The sequence below is a fragment of the Ignavibacteriales bacterium genome (assembly GCA_015709675.1).
GTDB lineage: Bacteria > Bacteroidota > Ignavibacteria > Ignavibacteriales > Ignavibacteriaceae > H2-BAC3.
The window spans coordinates 3,161,648-3,181,726 of the sequence record CP054182.1; the positions used below are offsets into that span (position 1 = coordinate 3,161,648).

General features: G+C 42.4%; 16 protein-coding genes and 1 tRNA gene. 12 read left to right on the plus strand and 5 right to left on the minus strand.

Annotated elements, in window-relative coordinates:
* Window positions 1-21: 21 nt before the first annotated feature.
* Window positions 22-1,488 carry an ATP-dependent DNA helicase RecQ gene (locus HRU80_12290; protein QOJ29610.1) on the minus strand — a complete coding sequence of 489 codons (1,467 nt, stop codon included), beginning with the start codon at window positions 1,486-1,488 and terminating at the stop codon, window positions 22-24.
* Between the two features lie 110 nt (window positions 1,489-1,598).
* On the opposite strand from HRU80_12290, the gene HRU80_12295 reads away from it, so the two are divergent.
* The gene (locus HRU80_12295; protein QOJ29611.1) at window positions 1,599-1,841 is read left to right on the plus strand and encodes a hypothetical protein; all 243 of its coding nucleotides are present in this window, start codon (window positions 1,599-1,601) and stop codon (window positions 1,839-1,841) included.
* A gap of 374 nt (window positions 1,842-2,215) precedes the next feature.
* On the opposite strand, the gene HRU80_12300 is transcribed toward HRU80_12295, so the two are convergent.
* The 3 genes from HRU80_12300 to HRU80_12310 all read right to left on the minus strand — a co-directional run bounded on the left by HRU80_12300 (window position 2,216) and on the right by HRU80_12310 (window position 3,308).
* A complete protein-coding gene (locus HRU80_12300) occupies window positions 2,216-2,713 on the minus strand; it encodes a type II toxin-antitoxin system VapC family toxin (protein QOJ29612.1) in 498 nt (165 codons plus the stop codon).
* The gene (locus HRU80_12305; protein ID QOJ29613.1) at window positions 2,710-2,979 is read right to left on the minus strand and encodes a hypothetical protein; all 270 of its coding nucleotides are present in this window, start codon (window positions 2,977-2,979) and stop codon (window positions 2,710-2,712) included. Before HRU80_12305 ends, HRU80_12300 begins: the two co-directional genes overlap by 4 nt.
* Window positions 2,980-3,050: 71 nt before the next feature.
* Window positions 3,051-3,308 (minus strand): hypothetical protein, encoded by a 258-nt coding sequence (locus HRU80_12310; GenBank protein ID QOJ29614.1) that lies wholly within the window; start codon window positions 3,306-3,308, stop codon window positions 3,051-3,053.
* A gap of 296 nt (window positions 3,309-3,604) precedes the next feature.
* Here HRU80_12310 and pyrR point away from each other — a divergent pair, with 296 nt between their 5' ends.
* The 9 genes from pyrR to HRU80_12355 all read left to right on the plus strand — a co-directional run bounded on the left by pyrR (window position 3,605) and on the right by HRU80_12355 (window position 17,758).
* Window positions 3,605-4,162 carry a bifunctional pyr operon transcriptional regulator/uracil phosphoribosyltransferase PyrR gene (gene pyrR, locus HRU80_12315; GenBank protein QOJ29615.1) on the plus strand — a complete coding sequence of 186 codons (558 nt, stop codon included), beginning with the start codon at window positions 3,605-3,607 and terminating at the stop codon, window positions 4,160-4,162.
* 3 nt (window positions 4,163-4,165) lie between these two features.
* Window positions 4,166-5,086, plus strand: coding sequence for an aspartate carbamoyltransferase catalytic subunit (locus HRU80_12320; GenBank protein QOJ29616.1), 921 nt, complete (start codon window positions 4,166-4,168; stop codon window positions 5,084-5,086).
* 18 nt (window positions 5,087-5,104) lie between these two features.
* Window positions 5,105-6,379, plus strand: a complete 1,275-nt coding sequence (locus HRU80_12325) for a dihydroorotase (protein QOJ29617.1) — start codon at window positions 5,105-5,107, stop codon at window positions 6,377-6,379.
* Between the two features lie 159 nt (window positions 6,380-6,538).
* Complete coding sequence (locus tag HRU80_12330; protein QOJ29618.1) at window positions 6,539-7,339, plus strand: hypothetical protein; 801 nt, start codon at window positions 6,539-6,541, stop codon at window positions 7,337-7,339.
* Window positions 7,340-7,349: 10 nt separating this feature from the next.
* Window positions 7,350-7,844, plus strand: coding sequence for a DUF4783 domain-containing protein (locus HRU80_12335; GenBank protein QOJ29619.1), 495 nt, complete (start codon window positions 7,350-7,352; stop codon window positions 7,842-7,844).
* Window positions 7,844-11,719, plus strand: a complete 3,876-nt coding sequence (locus HRU80_12340) for a HAMP domain-containing protein (protein QOJ29620.1) — start codon at window positions 7,844-7,846, stop codon at window positions 11,717-11,719. Before HRU80_12335 ends, HRU80_12340 begins: the two co-directional genes overlap by 1 nt.
* Entirely contained in the window at window positions 11,712-15,128 is a 3,417-nt protein-coding gene (locus tag HRU80_12345) for a UvrD-helicase domain-containing protein (GenBank protein ID QOJ29621.1), read from the plus strand. The genes HRU80_12340 and HRU80_12345 overlap by 8 nt, the downstream gene beginning before the upstream one ends.
* The gene (locus HRU80_12350; protein QOJ29622.1) at window positions 15,097-16,137 is read left to right on the plus strand and encodes an N-acetylmuramoyl-L-alanine amidase; all 1,041 of its coding nucleotides are present in this window, start codon (window positions 15,097-15,099) and stop codon (window positions 16,135-16,137) included. Before HRU80_12345 ends, HRU80_12350 begins: the two co-directional genes overlap by 32 nt.
* A gap of 4 nt (window positions 16,138-16,141) precedes the next feature.
* Window positions 16,142-17,758, plus strand: a complete 1,617-nt coding sequence (locus HRU80_12355) for a spore maturation protein (GenBank protein ID QOJ29623.1) — start codon at window positions 16,142-16,144, stop codon at window positions 17,756-17,758.
* Between the two features lie 246 nt (window positions 17,759-18,004).
* On the opposite strand, the gene HRU80_12360 is transcribed toward HRU80_12355, so the two are convergent.
* Window positions 18,005-18,967, minus strand: a complete 963-nt coding sequence (locus HRU80_12360; protein QOJ29624.1) for an OmpA family protein — start codon at window positions 18,965-18,967, stop codon at window positions 18,005-18,007.
* Between the two features lie 470 nt (window positions 18,968-19,437).
* On the opposite strand from HRU80_12360, the gene HRU80_12365 reads away from it, so the two are divergent.
* Together HRU80_12365 and HRU80_12370 are read left to right on the plus strand one after the other, a co-directional pair.
* Window positions 19,438-19,512 (plus strand) — tRNA-Pro (locus tag HRU80_12365).
* Between the two features lie 67 nt (window positions 19,513-19,579).
* On the plus strand, window positions 19,580-20,077 hold the full coding sequence (locus tag HRU80_12370) for a YajQ family cyclic di-GMP-binding protein (protein QOJ29625.1): 498 nt from the start codon (window positions 19,580-19,582) through the stop codon (window positions 20,075-20,077).
* The last annotated feature ends 2 nt before the right edge of the window (window positions 20,078-20,079 follow it).

The following is a 20,079-nucleotide window of genomic DNA, read 5'->3' on the forward strand; positions in this document are numbered from 1 at the left end:
AATTTATCAATAATCGTGCCGTTAGTGAGGTGCCTCATTTTCAGCATTTTCGGTGCAAATATCGCAATTTCCGCAATTTTTTTTCGTCCCAAATCCGAAATACTCCGAAACTGAAGTGCGGCGGCATTTGTTATGCTTAAAATAATTAACCACTGAGAGCAGTTTTGTATTATCCCTCAGCAGTTTCTGCTTCAGATATTCCTCATCATCGAGTTCAGGCGGCAGTTCTGAAACCACTTCCAGATTCCTTTCTTCAAGTGAGCCTGATGTTACACCATAACGGTCAAACATCCCTAGCACAGTATCAACCCTGAAATCAAAACGGTTTTTGTGGCTCATTTGTTCCATAACAAATTCGTACCCGAGAGAATTTACCTCACCAGGTTTTGCCAGAAGAAGTTCATACATCCGGTGATAAAACTCAGCATCGGGATTTGCCCACTGGACGAACTGCATCTGGGTATATAGATCTTCACTATTATAAAGAAGCAGGCAAAGAGACGGCTTACCATCACGGCCCGCCCGGCCGATTTCCTGATAATATGATTCCAGCGAAGAGGGCACTTCTGCATGAATCACGAACCGTATATCGGGTTTATCAATCCCCATACCGAATGCATTAGTGGCAAGTATCACCTGCTGATTGCCGGAGAGAAATTCCCTCTGAACACGCTTCCGCTGCTGAGGTTCAAGTTTACCGTGATATACCGAATGAGAGAATCCGGCATCCCTGAGTTTTTCAGAATACTCTTCAAGCTTTTTAATAAGCGCAAAATAGATAATGCCTGATCCCCGGTAATCGGTAAGCACCCGTTTAATTTCACGAAGTGTTTCTTTTTCGTCAAAAACATCAAGCGCTTCCAGCCGCAGATTGGGGCGCTCAATCCCCTCCTCATATATACGAACTTCATCAGGAGTAAGACCAAGTTTTTTTATAATATCAATTTTAACATCAGGAGTTGCTGTTGCAGTAAGAGCAACTGTGAGCGGATTTCCCAGCATTTCACGAAACTCTGCGATGCGGCTGTAGTCGGGACGGAAATCATGCCCCCATTCTGATATACAGTGTGCCTCATCCACAGCAAGAAGAGATATATCAGCTTTTTTTATCTCCTGTGTAAACTCTGCCTTTCTGAACCGCTCCGGTGTTACATATAAAAGTTTCAGTTCACCTCTTACGAACTGCGCGAGACGTTTTTCCCTGTCGGCAGCGCTTACAGTGGAATTAATAAACGCAGCCCTGATATTTCTTTTCCTGAGTGCATCAACCTGATCCTGCATCAGCGCAATCAGAGGAGAAATTACAATGGTTCCCCCCTCAAACATCAGAGCCGGAATCTGATAACAGAGTGATTTCCCTCCTCCGGTAGGCATAAGTACCAGCGCATGCTGCTTCTGCTCAGTAAGGCGGCTGATTATCTCCTCCTGCTTGCCGCGGAAGGAGTCATAACCAAAATATGTTTTAAGAGTTTGTAATGAGGACTGCATAAATTCTGAAAATGAAAGTTTAAAAATAGGGAAAAGCAGTGAGGGTTTTGAGGCACTTTTTAAATCTCAGGAACATTTATTATATTTTCAAATAAATTATCGGAGCATTTATGAACGTAGCAGAACTTATCGAGAAACTGAAAACACTTCCTCAGGATCTGACCGTTGTGGCCGACAGTTATGAAGACGGATATGACATCGTAAGGGAAATTAAAGCCTCCGAGGTTGCTTATCAGACCGAACAGAAATGGTACTATGGACGTTTTACCTCAACCAATGAACAAACCGGAATAAAAGTAGTCAGGATAATTTCTGAGGCACGGGATGATAAGAAGTGGGAACGGGAAGAGTGATAGAAGTGATCAGAGAATTCTTTTCCCTGTCCTTAAAATCTCTCTCTCGCAAACGGATTCTCCAAAGCAAAGTCTCCAGTTTAAATGGACGAATTTCTAAATCAATGGAAGTCTGGAGGATATATTTATTTAGTTTTTCTCATCAAAAAAGTTGCTCCCTTAATACTGATCAGAAACAGCGGCAAGTTCTATATCACTTTACTCTCCGGCAATGCATTCAGCGTATGGAACCAATAAGTAAATTGAATGTAATGGAACTTCAGGACAAATAAATTCTATAAATTTATTTATTTTTTAAGTACTTCTGCATACTGGTAATTCATATTGTATATATTAACTAATATATATTATGAAAAATATCATCCACAATTTCCCTACAAATCCCCCGGCTCGTAAAGGTCAATGGAGGGGATGTTTCTGAATGCTTTATCGGCGGAGGCTATTGCTTTGATTTCCAGACGGTGTGCAACTGCTAAAAATATTGAATCATTTGTCATGAGTCCATGCAGTCGTTGTAATCTAAGTGCAGAATGAAGGTCTTCACCATTGACAGGTACTATAGTGATTCCGGCATCTAATATATTCCTCATAATTGCATTATACTCCCACATGGATTTTATCATTCCGGGTTTTTCACTGAGTTGTTTTGCCGGATTACTTCCTGAAACAATGCCTGATTTTCTTGCTTCAGCGAGCATGATTACATGCATCACTTCGGACATGATATGACTTGGTACAAATCCGGAATATAAGTTCTCAGCACACCTGTCCAAAAATTCAAAACAATCAACAGAAGACCTCATGTGGGTGTATAGAAAGATGTTCGCATCAATGAGAACTCTTTCCTCTTTTGGAATTTCATGTAATTTCATTGATCGTAAAAATCCAGTGCCATTAATTCTTCGAGTTCTTGCCTTGTTAAATTAAATGGATTAGAAGAAAATCGTCTTAGCGCCTTCTTCCTAGCTTCAATATCAATCACCGGCTTGGCGTTGTATGCTACTATCGCCTCCTGTATGACATCGCTGATGGTGCGTCCTTCTTTAACAGCACGTTCTTTTAGCTGCTGATAGATTTGCTCATCAAGGACGGTGCCTACTTTGAGTTTTTTGCCAGAGGTATTCTTTTTCCCGGGCATGATTACTTTCTTTTGCTATTTTTTGTAAAATGTAATTTGATAAACATCAATGTTGCAGAAATTCTTTTGTATTACTGATCATAAAAATCTAATTCCATAATTTCTTCCAGTTCCTCTCTGGTAAGTTTGAATGGGGTCGAGCAGAACCTCCTTACTGCCTCTCTTCTTGCCTTAAAATCAATCACCGGAGTTGTGTAGTATGCCAATAAAGCAGCACTCACGACTGCGCTTATGGTACGTCCTTCTTTTACGGCGCGCTCTTTTAGCTGCTGATAGATTTGCTCATCAAGGACGGTGCCTACTTTAAGCTTCTTGCCGGAGCTTTTCATTTTTCCGGGCATGGCTCTTTTCCTTTTTTTCTTTTATACTGGGTTTTTTCCTGACCAAAAGTAATCAGATTTCTGCAATTTGTCAAGACACTTTCAAGAAATCTTGATACCTTCTTGACAGTGTAATTTACGGCAGAAATTTTGCCAATTTCCGTAACAGAGTCCTGTTTTTCCCTATATTTGTCAAACCAATTTTTCCTTTAATTCTATTCGAGAAGTAGAGAAGGTACCCATGAAAATTTCCCTCCCCTATACCTCCATGAAGCATTGCCTTCAGAAAGTTGAGGATTACCCCCATGCAGATTAAAGCAACCATTCTTGATGAGACCGCAATTCAGCGTATCATCACCCGGCTATCACACGAGATTCTTGAACACAATAACGGTTCAGAAAACATTATTCTGATGGGAATGCGAACCCGGGGTGAATTCGTCGCAAAGAGAATTGCGGCAAAAATACGTGAGATTGAAAAAAAGGATGTTCCTCTTGCCATACTGGATGTTACCCTCTACCGGGATGATTTTCGCACAAACCTCAAGCAGCCCACCGTATCAGTTTCAAATATAACCGCTGACATAACCGGCAAGGATGTCATCCTCATTGATGATGTGCTTTATACCGGAAGAACGGTGCGCTCCGCCCTCTGCGCTATTATGGAGTTTGGCAGACCCGCGACCATTCAGCTCTGCTGTCTGGTGGACCGCGGCCACCGCGAGCTGCCGATCCGTGCCGATTATGTCGGCAAAAACACCCCGACCTCAGTGGATGAGGAAATAAAACTGAAAATGAAAGAAATTGATAATGAGGATGCAGTCTATCTGGTGGACAGCAGCAGTCTGAAAGGAGAAGCATAAGCCATGGCTCTGAGTATTAAACATCTCCTGGGATTAGACGGCGTTTCACGTGAGGATATACAGGAAATTCTTGATACCGCGGTTACCTTTAGAGAAGTGATTGAACGCCCGATTAAAAAAGTACCCACTCTTCAGGGGAAAACCGTGGTAAATCTTTTTTATGAAAACTCTACCCGTACCAGAATTTCATTTGAGCTGGCTGAACGGCGGCTCTCGGCGGACAGTCTGAATTTTTCTGTTTCAACCAGCAGTGTGACCAAAGGTGAGTCTTTTAAGGATACCGTTAGGAATATTGAAGCAATGAAAGTGGATATGATAGTCGTCCGGCATGCTTCAGCGGGCGTTCCGCAGTATCTTACGCGGATCTCGGGGTCAAAAATTATAAATGCCGGAGACGGCACCCACGAGCATCCCACTCAGGGGCTTCTGGATATGTATTCTATCCGTGAAAAACTCGGACGGCTTGAAGGGGTTAAAGTCTGCATCGTCGGGGATATTTCTCACAGCCGCGTCGCGCTGTCTAATATATACGGCCTCACAACCATGGGAGCTAAAGTTTCTGTCTGCGGTCCGGCAACCATGATTCCGCCGTATATCAAAGATCTGGGGGTGGATGTACATTACAATATAGATGAGGCCATTCAGGCAAATGATGTGCTCAATGTTCTGCGGATTCAGCTTGAACGAAAAGCAAGGGAGTATTTTCCGTCAATACGGGAATATCAGAAATTCTACGGAATTGACTCACACCGGCTTGAGAAGAATAAAAAAGATGTACTGATACTTCATCCCGGGCCTATTAACCGTGGTGTTGAACTTTCAGCAGAAGTGGCTGACGGCGAGCATCAGGTGATACTTGACCAGGTAACCAACGGAGTGGCAGTAAGAATGGCTGTGCTCTTTTTATTAGGCACACAAAATTAATTCAGGAAAGAGGAAACAATGGATATATATATAAAAAATGCTCATCTGCTGGACCCGGTTTCCGGAGTAGATACGAAAGACGGCCTGCTTATAAAAAACGGCATCATTACCGCAATAGGCCCCCTCCCCGCAAATGAGAGTGGCATTAAAGTATGGGATGTTAACGGCGCTTTGGTTGTTCCCGGTCTGATGGACATGCACATTCATCTGCGTGAACCGGGGCGTGAAGATGAAGAAACCATTACCACCGGCTCAGACGCAGCGGCAGCCGGCGGGTTCACTGCAGTTGCCTGCATGCCCAATACCGAACCGGCGATTGATTCAGCCGAAGTGGTTGAATATATACGTAAACGCGCCGAGGGGCACATAGTGGATGTCTATGCAATAGGGGCTGCAACAAGTGAGCGGAAAGGTGAACTTATTGCTCCCATCGGTGAATTAGTTGAAGCAGGCGCTGTTGCTTTTTCTGATGATGGTGTTGCCATTAAAACCGCAAAAATTCTCCGCCGGGTTATGGAATACGCAAAGATGTACGACAAACCGGTGATCGAACACTGTGAGGATGAGACATTAGCCGGCGGGGCAATGCATGAAGGTGTCACTTCAACAAAACTGGGACTACCGGGAATTCCCGCCATCGCTGAAGAACTGACCGTTGCCCGTGACATCATGATGGCAGAACTGACCGGTGCCAGGGTTCATATTGCCCACATCAGCACCGCAAAAGCAGTTCAGCTGGTACGGGAAGGAAAAGCAAAAGGAATTAAAGTGACAGCAGAGGTAGCACCTCATCATTTTACTCTGACCGATGAAGCGGTTATGACCTATGATACAAACGCAAAGATGAACCCTCCGCTCCGCACAAATGAGGATGTTCTTGCGATGATATCCGGTCTTAAAGATGGTACTATTGACGTTATAGCCACCGACCATGCACCCCACTCCCCTGAAGAGAAGGAGATGGAATTTGAGTATGCCCCCAATGGAATCCTCGGACTGGAAACTGCCATCGGGTTAACTTTTTCCGAACTGGTACACAAAGGGCATCTTACTTCAGCTGACGTGGTAATGAAAATGGCTGTGAACCCCAGAAGAATCCTCAACCTGGAAGTTCCTGCAATTAAAGCAGGAGTTCAGGCAAATTTGACGGTAATCAACCCTGAACTTGAGTGGAAAGTAGATGTTAAAAAGTTTAAGTCGAAGAGCCGGAATACGCCCTATGATGGTTTTACATTAAAAGGAAAATCTCTGGGTGTGATAAATAAAAATCAGGTTCACAGAAGCGAAAGTTGATTCCGGAACATTAAGTCCGGTAGTAAATAGTGCACAAAATGTGACTATTTTTTTAGACAACCGGAATGGTAAACCTGAGAAATCCGGCTAAATCCGGCTGTTTTCTCTGGCATCCAAATTGCATCTCCCGGAGAAAGAACATCAGGAAAGGATGCAAAAATGAAACGGAACATAATTTTTTCGATAATACTGCTGGCAGGCGGTTTACTCCTGACCGGTTGTGAAGAATACGGATACGATGCTGATTACACTCCCCCATCGGCTCCAAGAAACCTGCTCATTATGAATGGTGACGGACTTGTTGAACTTTTCTGGGATGAGAGCCGCGAGTCGGATGTCTCAGGTTATAATGTGTACGTAAGCACATCATATAACGGCCGGTATGAACTTATTGGTTCAACCCGCAGGAATTATTTCCTTGATGACGAAGTAATCAACGGAAATACGTATTTTTACGCTGTTGCAGCATTCGATTATTCCGGCAATGAAAGCAGTCTCAGTTCTGATTATGCTTATGTTATTCCAAGACCGGAGGGGTATAATCAGTCAATTTTTGACTACCGCAGATTCCCGAATAATTCCGGCTACAACCTGACAACTGAGAGAGTTGTTGCTTTTGACGACAATCTTTCTGACTTCTTCTTTGAAAACTATAACGGACAGTTTTATCTGAACGTTTGGGACGATACCGATATCAAGGATATGGGCCCGACCGTTGACCTTTATGAGATAACCCGTGCGCCTGAAAGCGGTTGGGCTTCCACAAAGGATGCAGTTGCAAAAGTCGGCCATACGTATATCATCTGGACCTGGAACAACCATTTCGCGAAGATCCGGATTACCAGCATCACCAGAGACAGAGTAGTTTTCGACTGGGCATTTCAGGAAGTTGAAGGAAGCAGGATGCTTAAGCCAGTATCACAGGAAAGAAATACATTAACCAGAAGTTTTACACGGTAACTAATCCGTAATGAATGATAATTATAAAATAAATAAGAGTCTGAAGAACACCGGAGAGAGACCCTCTCCGGTTTCTCTATTTAAACATCTGCAGCTCAGGATGATGATCCTTGCTCTGCTGCTGATGTTTTCTGCCCTTTCAGCTCCGGCCCGCGCAGCCGAATCAGAAGATGTAAGAAGTATTTTCACTTCAATAAGCAGAGGACTCGCAACAGGTAATGTATCAGCATTCTCAAAATATATTACAGGGCAGACTTATCTGAGTCTCGCTTCAACAGCCTCAGGTTATTACAGCCCTAATCAGGCGTTTTATATACTTCAGGACTTCCTTAAATCCATGAACCCTACCAGTTTCCGTTTCAGCATCCTTGAGCCCGAAGGAAGTCCTTATGCAACCGGCGTGCTTCATTTTGAATCTAAAAACAGGAAATCTTCGGCTCAGGTTTATATCGCTCTAAACAAAGCAGGGAACAACTGGTATATCTCTCAACTTACCCTTAAATAGTGATTGAAAAACTCCTTACCCGGTTCAGCGGCACAAGAAAGTATTTTCTTGTAACTTTTCTTCTTACGATGGGGATTATTCTTCTAGGAATACTTACCCCCTATCTTATACAAAATCAGATTGCATCATTCCCTGAAGAACGCGAAAAACTTTCGCGGGATTTAATCAGTAATACAACCGGGATATTCACGAGTGCAGCAGAGCAGCTCAATAACGACTTTATCCATCTCAGACAGGAAGTTTCAGATATTCTGCTAAGTGAAAAAGTGGAATATGACTCCCTCTTTCTCCTGCTCAATAGTCAACCGCAAAACAACTATATCATTGAAATATATGACAGGAAAGGCAGCCTTCTCAGCTTCAATAACAGCTATCCGCTTTCAGTAAAATCCGGTCAGGGAATACCGGAGAACCCGGGAAAAACTTTCTTTTTAAAGGGAGCTATTTTCACCTCACTAGTGCAGTATGATACCATCCGCACGGGACCACAGATATTTTTTATCTATATGGGGCTTCCGGTTCTCTCGGAAAGCGGCCTTTATCCGGAACCAGACAGATTATTATTCGCCAGTTTACAGAATAAGGCAGGGCAGGATTTCCGCTTAGTGACTGAAAATAGCCTGGAAGATTCCGCAGGTTCAGATACTCTCAGGGTCCCTCTCAGTGACTCACAAGGTAACCAATTGGGGTATATACTTTACAAGCTGCCATCCGGTCCTGAATCGCAGGATGCATTTGTTGACTGGATCAGCTTTATTCAGTCACTTTTGCTGATTAGTATTCTGATCAGCATACTGCTTGGAATCAGGAAAGACTATCAGCGGATACCTTATGTAAGCTTACGGCTCATACTGCTGATTTTTTTTCTGATAATCTTCAGATGGATAGTGTATGTATTAGATATTGTTGCCATTATACTACCCGCTGAACTCACTGACCCTGCATACTTTTCATCAGCATTTGGCGGAGGAATTGTAAAGTCACCTGCGGAGTTTCTGGTAACGGCACTCTTCTTCTTTATCATTGCCGCCTTTAGTGCTTCTTACGCGATCAGAACGGAAAAAACAAAAAGTATTCCATCAAACGTAAGCCGCTTAATATATTTCTTCTTCCTCGTTTTCTACGGAGCACTTACCGCTTTGCTTCTCAGGGGTTATGCTGCCTCAATGCGAAGCGTAATCTTTGATTCATCTCTGAGTTACTTCAAGGATCCATCCCTGATTCCCTCTTTTCCGGCTCTGACCATGAATCTAGGAGTATTTCTTTCGGGAGGTGGCGTCTTTCTTTTTATTTTAAGCTGGACAGCTCTTTTAATAAAAAATTATTCTCATTCGGGACTACCCTCCGGAACGTATTCCTACTTCATACTCTTTGCCTCCCCCGTATTATTTACGGTGGTTTTACTTTTTTTTACTTCAAATCCGCTTGTTACCCCGCCGCTCGCATTAGTATTCTTCCTGCTGACGGGAATACTTACGGCATACTTTGCTTATTATGAGAAACCTGGAGCGGCAATACAAATTCCAGCGCTGCTGCTTGCCTCCGTCTTATCCGTTTCCTTTATGAACCATTTTAATTCTGAACTGACAAAGGAAGAATTAAAAACAGCATCATTTGAATTTAACAGAAAGAATCCGGGGCTTTATCAGTTCCTTATGACCGATGCGCTTGAGGCAGTGCCCGAAATACTCCGCAGCCGCGACGCAGGCAGGAGCGGAATTCTTCATACTGCAACAGAAGCATATTCAGTATGGGCTTCACTCACCTTTTCAAAGGAATTATATGGTTCCGGTATCTATTTCCTTGACAAAAATAAAAAAATCACAGGAGGATTCGGATATAATCTTGATGGAATTGACATTGTCCCCTCTCTTCTGTCTTTTCTAAAGATAAACTCCCCTGCAGTCTTTAGTTTTACACCATTCAGCGGTGACAAAAATCATATTCAACTTGTCGGTATTGCGCCATTTAGCTTACCGGAAGGTGATATCTCCTACATTGCAATCTGTTTTCTGTATAATACGGTCAGGATTCATGAAAAATCCGACTTCCCGCTCATTCAGGCAGCAGATACACGCTGGAGAAGCACGCTTGAAAATGAAAATCTGACCATTCTCAACTTTCAGAACCGCGAGCTGATATATACTGAGGGAGAATTCTACCCGGACAAAAAGCTAATGTCACTTCTGCTGGATTCAGCTTTTACAGAATCAGCTGAGAAATGGATTACATACAATCCCGGAGCTGAAGAATATCTCTTTTACGCTTCGCTGAATGAAATAACAGGCAGCAGATCAATAACAGCAACAGGTATTAAGATAAGGACATTCACCTGGAATCTGTTTAATTTCTTCAAATTGTTTATTATCCATTCACTATTTTCACTGATCTGGTACGGCATTGCTTTCCTGATAAATCTGAAAAAGGGGGCGTTCCCCCAGTACACGTTCAGAATGCAGCTTCTTATTGCGTTTCTTTTTATAGCTATTATTCCGATGGTTGTTCTTGCAGTCTACAACAGGATAAACATAACGGAAAAGGCTGAAGAGGGACTGAAAAATCTGATACACGAAAAATCATCAGTTGTGGCCAATTATCTCGAACGTGAGGGGGCAGGGAGCAATACAATAAATGATAAGGATGTTTTCAGGAGTGCTTTCAGAAACCTTGATATACATTTTAGTATCTATAAAGAGAATGCACTCGTCTTTACCACTCTTCAACAGCTTGAAACTGCTGAATTGGTGCCGCCCCGGCCAGATCCGGAGACACTTCACATTCTCTACCGTGAAGGAATGAGGGATGATTTCAGAACAGTTTCGTATGGAGGGCAGACTGGATTATCACAGTTCCGTAAACTGACGTTCAAAAGTCAGGAGTATATTCTTGAAGTAAACAGTCTGCTGAACAAAGTCCGGCCGGTTATTTTACCGGTTGAAATTGATATCATCCTGTTCGGCGTATATTCATTGGCAATCCTGCTGGTAATTATTATCAGCAGTTTCATGGCAAATAAAATTTCTCTGCCGATAAAGAAACTGACCAAAGCTACGCACTCAGTAGCCGGCGGAGATTTTGCTTATGATATTCCTGATAACGTCAGAGGTGAGTTAAAAGAGCTGATGAAGGGATTTGAGAATATGACCAGTGAACTGCAGAGGAACCAGAAAGATCTGAGTTCACTTGAGCGAGAAGCCGCCTGGAAAGAAATGGCACGGCAGGTAGCGCATGAAATAAAAAATCCTCTCACTCCCATGAAACTGACTATGCAGCATCTCATCCATGCTTATAAATCAGGAGCAAAGAACTTTGATGCGATTTTTGATAAAGTTTCCGGCACCATTATTAACCAGATAGAAGTGCTGAATCAGATAGCATCAGAATTCTCACGATTCGCAAGGATGCCCGGGATGAATGCAGGGTTGATGAATCCCGCCGAAGTTATTGATGACACTGCAGCTTTGTATAATGACGATCATGTATCACTGAAAGTTGAGCATGAGAATAAAGAAATACTGATAATGATGGACCGATCCCAGTTCCGGAGAATGATGGTTAATCTGATCCGAAATGCCATTCAGGCAAAAGCAACAGTGATCACAATATCAACTTATCAGGAATATAATTCGTTTATTATGACGATTTGTGATAACGGTAACGGTATTCCGGAAGAAATCCGTGAAGTAATTTTCAGGGAAGGATTTACCACCAAAACTGGCGGGATGGGTCTTGGTCTTTCCATGACCAGACGCCTGATTGAAAACGCCGGCGGTTCAATAACACTTGAACAAAAAGAAGATCAGGGTACTTGTTTTAAGATAATTCTTTCTGCAGAATCAAATCAACCTGGGAAAGGGGAAAAATCAAATGGCTGATAAACTAACAGCTTCTCAGCAGGCAGCGCTTAATACGTCAATTCACATATCTCTTGCGGCAAATGCAGGTTCAGGAAAAACCTTTGTTCTAAAAAAACGTTATGCTGAACTGCTGACCAGACGTGATATCTTTCCGCAAAATATAGCGGCAATCACTTTTACCGAAAAGGCTGCTTCTGAACTCTATACAAAAATACGTGAAGAAATTGAAGGCTATATCAGAAATACTGACATTCCTGCCGGTATCAGGAATGACCTGAAGAAGAAAAAAAGACTGCTCAGTTCCGCAAGAATTTCCACTATTCACTCATTTTGCAGCGAAATTCTGCGTGAGTTTGCCATTGATGCAGGGGTGGATCCCGGTTTTATTCCTGTTGATGAAGTTATGTCATCAGAAATTCTTGAGAAAGCGGCAGAGCGGTCACTGCAGAAATCTTTTGATGATCCGGAACTACATGAAGTGCAGGTTTACCTTCAACTCACACTCGGAGGATATAACAAACTAAAATCGGCTTTAATTTCAGCCGTCAGAAAAAGAGGAAAACTGATTCCCTTTTACCGTAATCTTGTTTTACTCCGTGAAGAGGAGTTTCTGAATAACGCAGACCGGTATATGGGGAACATCATGGCAGAAATTCTGAACACCAGTTATGCATCAGAGGATCAGACAGGCAACGCCAGTTTACGTGATGAACAAGCCGTAGCTCTGTATAAAGATATTTCTTCAGAAATTGATAAGGGGAAATCAGGTTCTGCTTCTGAGACCCCTTCAGATTTGGCAACAGTAAGAGAGATGCACAAAAAACTTTACGAATTTAATATTAAATTCAGCAGACTATTCTCTCTGACCACTGAGTACTATGAATCCGGGAAAAGAGAATTGAACTTCCTTGATCATGACGACCTTATCTTAAAAGCAAGAGACATCGTAATGAATCAGGAATCTGAGGTTTCATCACATCTGAATCAGAAGTACCGGTATATTATGATTGACGAGTATCAGGATACTGATGATGCGCAGTTTGATATTTTCGTCTCAAAACTGCGGGAAATGACTGCCCCCGAACCTAATTTGTTTATTGTGGGCGATGAAAAACAGAGTATTTATATGTTCCGGAACGCGGAACCGCAGATATTTCGTGAAACACGGGAGATGATCGGAAATATCAATAAAGAAGGGGTTATTACTCTTGCAGAGTCCTTCAGGATGAGCAGAGAACTTTGCGCATTTAACAATGCATTGTTCGGGCAGGTTTTTGCGGATCAGATGAAGCCATTTAACAGCGTGGCTCCGGAAGAATTGATATACGCAAGGAATGAAGAGCCGGTTATTCCTCCTTCTCACATTGAAATCCTGCTTTCCACTCAGCAAGATGATAAAAAATCATCTATCGCTCAGAAAAAAATGCATCAGGCTGAGCTAATTGCTAAACGAATCAACAAATTATTGCAGGATAAATCTGTTGAACATTTGAGTGATATCGGGATTCTGCTATACGAAAATGAAGATGCACTCTTTCTGCAGGAGGTATTCGGAGCATATGGCATACATCATATTTTTTCAGGCAGAACCACGCAATTCCGGGATCAGGTGACCGCTGATATTATTAATCTCTTCAAGTTCGCTGCCGATCAAAAAAACGATACTGCTCTTACTGGTTTGTTAAGAAGTCCGTTTTTTATGCTTTCAGATGTTGATATATACCAGATCGCTTCCGGATCAGGATTCTACCTTTGGCAACGGTTTGAACAGTTGGATAACTTATCGGCAGCAGCTGCTTTCGCGAGAAGTTATCTGAAAGGATTTCTTAAAAAGGCAAAGGCAATAAGCCCGTCACGGCTGTTGCGAGAAGTTTTATCCGAAACAAGATACATTGAAATCAGTTCTGCAATACTCCCTCACGAAGAACTATTTGCAAGAATCAGATCCGTTTCCGAAAGAATCAGAGTCTTTGAAGATGAACAGAATTTTACTCTGTACGATCTGATTGTTTATCTTGAGGGACTGAGAGAGACCAAAGGAAAAGAGGACCCAGTTTTTTCTCAAAAAGGGTCCGATGCAGTGAACATCATGACGATTCATGCATCAAAAGGCCTCGAATTCAGGGCTGTTTTTCTGTTTAACTCTGCAAAAGAGAGGAAAGGCGGCAGCAGCGATCCATTTATTATTTCTCCGTCATTCGGACTGATTCCAAAATTCCCATCGGGTGAAAATGATATATTTCCTCTTGCCGGATCATTTGAACAATATCTTCGCCGAAGGAGAGAACTGGAAGAAACAAAGCGGATTTATTATGTGGCATGTACCAGAGCCACAGACCAGATTTTCTTCACCGCTGATGCCTCGGATAAAACTGAATCATACAGTCTCTTTGCTTTTCTTACAAGAACATTTGCCCTTAAGCCGGCAGATTCTAAAAAAACGTTTACTCATCCTGTGAAAGTTCTCTCACGCCCTTCAATGGAACACGTTACTGAACAGCAGAATTTTGTGATATCAATCCACACTGATATAACTACCGGCTCTGATTCTCAAACTCCTGAAGAGAAATCTTCTTTCTCAGGCCCGGTAGCACTCGCCGGTGTAACCAGAATTGAATCCACTAAACATCTCTCCACTCGCATGATTCCGGTTTCCGGAATTCTCACTTATGATGAATGCCCGCATAAATACCGGCTGGTAAATGAACTCCGGCTTACCAATGTCACCTCATTGCTTGATGAGGAAATTCCTTTACCTCTGTCACCTGAAGAGAATTCCGACGTGAGTCCCCTGCTCAAAGGAGCATTCTACGGCAGTATTATTCATAAGGCAATCGAACTATATAAGCCCGGGCTGGACGCGGAAGATATCAAGCGGTCAATGACCGGTCAGTTTCACCAACTGCGGATTTCTTCGTCATCAATAAAAGATAAGATTTTCTCTGATGTACTGAGGATAGTTCATTCACCGGAGTTCCAGGATTTCTATTCGGCGGATGGTATATCGGAGTATGAAATCCGGGCGATTATCGGCGGTTATTTTGTGACAGCTAGATTAGATTACCTTCTGCTAAAAGAGAAGAATATCATTATAGCTGATTACAAAACCAACGAACTCAAAAATCTGACTGCCGCAGCAATGAACCGCTACCAGTTTCAGCTTGATATCTACGCTTTACTTGCAGGAAAGCTGTTTCCTGATGCTCAATCCCTTGAAACAATTCTTTACATTACCCGGGATCCTGCCCGTTCGGTCAGAAAACAACACACACGGGACGATTTTATTCGGACTGAACAGAGGGTTTCCCTTATATTGCAGAATATTTTTTCCCGAGAACAGCAGCAGTCCTTTACTGCCTGTTCTGACTGTATCCTAAAAATGGAAGGACTTACTTGTGAACAATTTTTTGATACAGCAATCAGCTAAATTTTTTGTTTTACTGCTGATTGCAGCAGCGTTTACGGGGTGCTCCCCTTCAGTATATTACGATACTCCTCTGGAGTTCAGAAATCCTGAAAAATACACTTCGTTTATGGCTTCCTATTCACCCTATCTCACCGGAAAAAAGTTTTATCTTGATCCTGGCCACGGAGGTGAAGACAGACGCAGCAAGGGACCTGCAGGCGAAGCTGTGGAAGCGGATCTGAATTTGAAAGTAGGGCTCTACCTCCGTGATTTCCTCACCCAGGCCGGAGCTATTGTTTATATGTCCCGCACAAAAGATACCACGGTAAATCTGAGAGACCGTTCCCGGCTGGCAAACGAAAGTGGTGCGGATTTCTTTATCTCAATACACCATAATGCACCGGGAGCCGGGGCTGACCGTTTTATCAACTATACTTCGACCTATTATCATGCCAAGGAAACCGACTACGAATATGAACCGATGGAACGTGACATGGCAAAGTATATTCAGCGCGATCTGGCTTATGCAATGAGGAATTCAGGCGGGCTGGGATCCTTTGACGGTACCTATTCTGACTACTGGATATATCCCGGGGCGGGGTTCTCGGTACTGCGTCACACAACTATACCCTCAGTGCTTGTTGAAGGTTCATTTTTTACGCATGAGTATGAAGAGCAGCGGCTTATCATTGATGAATTTAACAAAGTCCAGGCCTGGGGCATCTTTCGCGGAATAGCGAGATATATCAGTCAGAGTATCCCAAAGGTATCATTAAAGGAGAAGAATCACTCCAATGGTCTCTATACTGCTGTATTCAGCATTAGTGATACGGTACAGATTAACCCGAAATCTATCCGTGTGTTCAGCGACTCACTCGAAACAAGTGATTTTGTTTATCAGAAGGACAATAGGGAAATTACCATTTCATTCAAAACCCCGGGAGAGCGTCTTATTAAAATAATTGCCGCAAACAGCCGCGGTAATCATGCTTTCCCGTACGAAGAAAAGATTCTGTTCACAAAGGACTGACCCTATGCTCAATTATGTCTGGTATGCACTAATCATTCTTGGCCTCTCAGCAGCAATATATACAGATGTTGCCGATCTGGGTTCAGATGCATGGAATAATGATAAATCCCTGAGCATCAGCGTGGAAGGTGCTCCTTCCAGAGCGGATTTATTGAGCCATGCTTCTGATATTAGACTAATTATAACACCTGAGGCGTTTAAGTCATGGAGCGGTAAAGATTTGTCCGACACCCTCAGAATCAGTGCAAAATCTTCTCCTTCAAAGGATGGAGCAAGCGTTTCCCTTTATATGATCCCGGAAAAATCCCTGCATCCCCTTATCACGAAGATGGCTTCTGTCAACGGAAAGGAAAACGATCTCCTTGGGACTCTAACGCTGAACAAGAATTCAGATGCGCTGATTGGATCCGTAAAATTTGAGCGTATATCCTTTGTAAAAATGAAGGAAGTTACCGCCTCAGTATTAAGTTATGCTGAAACTGCGGTAACGATTGCTCTGGGGCTTATCGGCATTATGGCTCTCTGGCTCGGAGTAATGAAGGTTGCTGAAGAGGGGGGACTTATTGCGATAATAGCAAAGGCAGTTAAACCGATTACGAAGTTTCTGTATCCTGACGTGCCCTCTGATCATCCTGCAATGGGTGCAATGATTATGAATTTCTCAGCCAATTTTCTGGGATTGGGTAACGCAGCAACTCCTTTCGGACTGAAAGCAATGGAGGAACTTGACAAGCTAAATCCTGAAAAAGGGACTGCTACAAATGCAATGTGCACTTTTCTTGCGATAAATACCGCTGGAATGACACTGATACCGGCAACCGCCATTGCCATCAGGGCATCAGTAGGGAGCAGTGATCCTGCAATTATCATTGGCACCTCCCTCTTTGGTTCTACTTGTGCAACCACAGTAGCAATTCTCTCAGCTAAACTGTTTGAAAATTTTCCGATGACCCCGACAACATTCTTTGAACGGGCGAAAAAAAATCTCAAGGGCTTTGCTATCTTTTTTGCGGTAATTTTTATGCTGTTCGCGGGGATAATGAGCGGTGCATTTTCTTATCTGTTCAGTTGGGTGAGTGTGGATTTCATCCGTCAGTTTATACAACTATTCTCTATTGCTGCAATTCCCCTGCTAATCCTGATATTCTTAAGCTTTGGTTTTGTTAAAAAAGTTAAGGTTTATGAAACATTTGTTGAAGGTGCAAAGGAAGGATTTAATATCGCGGTACGCATAATCCCCTACCTGGTTGCCATGCTTGCAGCAATTGGTATCTTCAGAGCCGGTGGAGCAATGGAATGGCTTATATACGGCCTTACATTTATTACTGATCCGATCGGTATGCCAGCTGAAGCACTCCCGATGGCACTAATGAGACCTTTATCGGGCAGCGGCTCACTGGGAATTATGACCGAGATCATTACGATTCACGGACCTGATTCCTTTATCGGGATTTTAGTCTCCACATTCTTCGGAAGCTCAGAAACTACTTTTTATGTACTTGCCGTTTATTTTGGTTCCGTTGGAATTAAAAAAACCAGGCATGCTCTCCCCGCTGGTCTACTGGCTGATGCAGCAGGATTCCTGGGCGCACTGTTTATCGTTAAGTTATTGTTTGGTTAAGACGAGAAAGTCTGACAAGGAGTTAAAAACGAAAAAGTAATTCTGGATAATCATGAATAAGTCATATTTTAACAAAAAAGTCCCGGCTTCTGCCGGGACTTTTGGTTTAAAGTCTGTTCTACAATCCAACTACGATAAGTATATAATACAATGTACTTCTTTCAACCAATTAAGGTATACACCCTGCCTTTAAAATAAAAAAACTGTATCAGTAATTCCTGATACAGCTTTTTTTTAACTGATAAATTATTTTCCTAAAACCTTAAATTCAATTCTTCTGTTAAGGAATCTTCCCATTGAAGTCTGATTATCTGCAATTGGTTTTTCAGCTCCGAAGCCGGAGGTAGAAAGACGGTTAGCGGCAATTCCTTTTGAAACCAAATATTGTTTAACAAGGTCAGCTCTGTCACGGGAGAGTTTACGGTTAACCTCACTGCTTCCGATATTGTCCGTATGCCCCTGTATCTCTACTCTCAGGCTTGGGTTTGCCATCAGTATCTGGAATGCGTTGAGCAGAATAGGATAAGATTCCGGGGTAAACCGGGTTGAATTAAATTCAAAATTAATTCCCATCAGAACCCAGTTCGGCGCGTAACCGTCAGTTGCATTTTTATCATTAGTGGGCATACCGTCAAAGTTGATGCTTGGTTTATTCCGCTTAACGATATCTTCAATACGGTTGTAATCTATATTAGCCGGCTCTTTGACGTATCGTTTAATGATATCTTCAATGCGGTTATAGTCAACCAGACCATTGGTAACAGTTGAGTTTGGTTCTGTGTCTTTATTATCCGGATTGGTATTTTTATTATCAGGGCTAGGACTGGAAATACTGTTTATCGTTAGAACTCCGTCATATATATCGCAATAACGGTATTTTTTTCCTTCCGTTATTTTATATATAAGTCCTGCCTTAAAGGTCATATACGTGTCAAGTGAACCGCCAAGCAGCCCGCCCACAGTACCGCCTGCTCCGTCATACCCGTCAGAAGCAACGGTATGATATGCAATTTCGGTATTGTAAGAAAATCCTTCACCGAGTATATCAACCAGGTACTCATCAATTATTCCCCAGTTTACACCTAAAATCAGGTTCGCCTGATAATCAAGATAATTTCCATCCTTCACACTTTGCCCCTTTTCTAAGGAAAAATACAATCCTGAGACCCCGATGCCAAAATACGGATCAAGAATATCGCATGGAGCCATGTGAAATATGTAATCCAGATTTAAGGAGAAGGTATTATTTTTGACAGGAGAATTTAACGAACGGATCATAGCGTAGTGAGCCCCCCATCTGAAATCTGAATGTTCAGAAAAATTATATTGTGCGCTTGCGAAAAGCCCAAAATTAATTTCAGTTCCAGTAACCTCACTACCTGTGAAGCGCGGAATTAACGTTCCGAACGTTGTCGTCCACTGATTTGCTTTCACTTGAGCAAACGAAATTTGTTGTATCAGTAGTAAAAATGCAAAAACCGATAAGATTCTTCTCATGACAGAACCCATGAATAAATTATTGAATTTAGGCAGACTCATTTAACAATCTGATTTAGGTAAATTAGTCTAACTGTAACTACTAAAATAGTTTATATTTATAAAAAAACAAATTTTTTTAATTTTTGAGACCTGAACCCCCTAAAATAAGCGATTTTTACCTATATTTGCAGACCGGTTTTCGGGGTGTAGCGCAGCCCGGTTAGCGCGCTTCGTTCGGGACGAAGAGGTCGGGAGTTCGAATCTCCCCACCCCGACTCAGATTTCCGGTGTTCTTCAGAATATTCTTTCCCATCTGCAGATAAATAAAAGTATAGTATTATTATGGCATCAAATCACTCATTCGATATTGTTTCTGAAATTGATTTTCAGGAAGTTGACAATGCAGTCAATCAGGCCCTTAAGGAAATCCAGCAGCGATATGACCTGAAGGATTCCAAAACAACTCTAGAATTAAACAAAAAAGACAAACTTCTCACCCTTCACTCAAAGGACGATTACTCAAGAAAAGCTGCTATTGATATATTGCAGACAAAATTCATTAAACGGGGGCTATCAATCAAGGTAATGAAGTTTGGTGATCCTGAGGCTGCTTCTCATGAATCCGTCAGGCAGAAAATCACCCTTCAATCGGGCATCTCAAAAGAGAATGGCAAGATTATTACCAAACTGATTAAAGATTCCAAACTTAAAGTCAATGCACAGATTCAGGATGAGCAGGTACGCGTTACAGCACCAAAGATTGATGATCTTCAGGCGGTTCAGAAACTCGTCCGTGAAACTGAACTTGATTTTCCGGTCCAGTTTGTAAATTACAAATAACC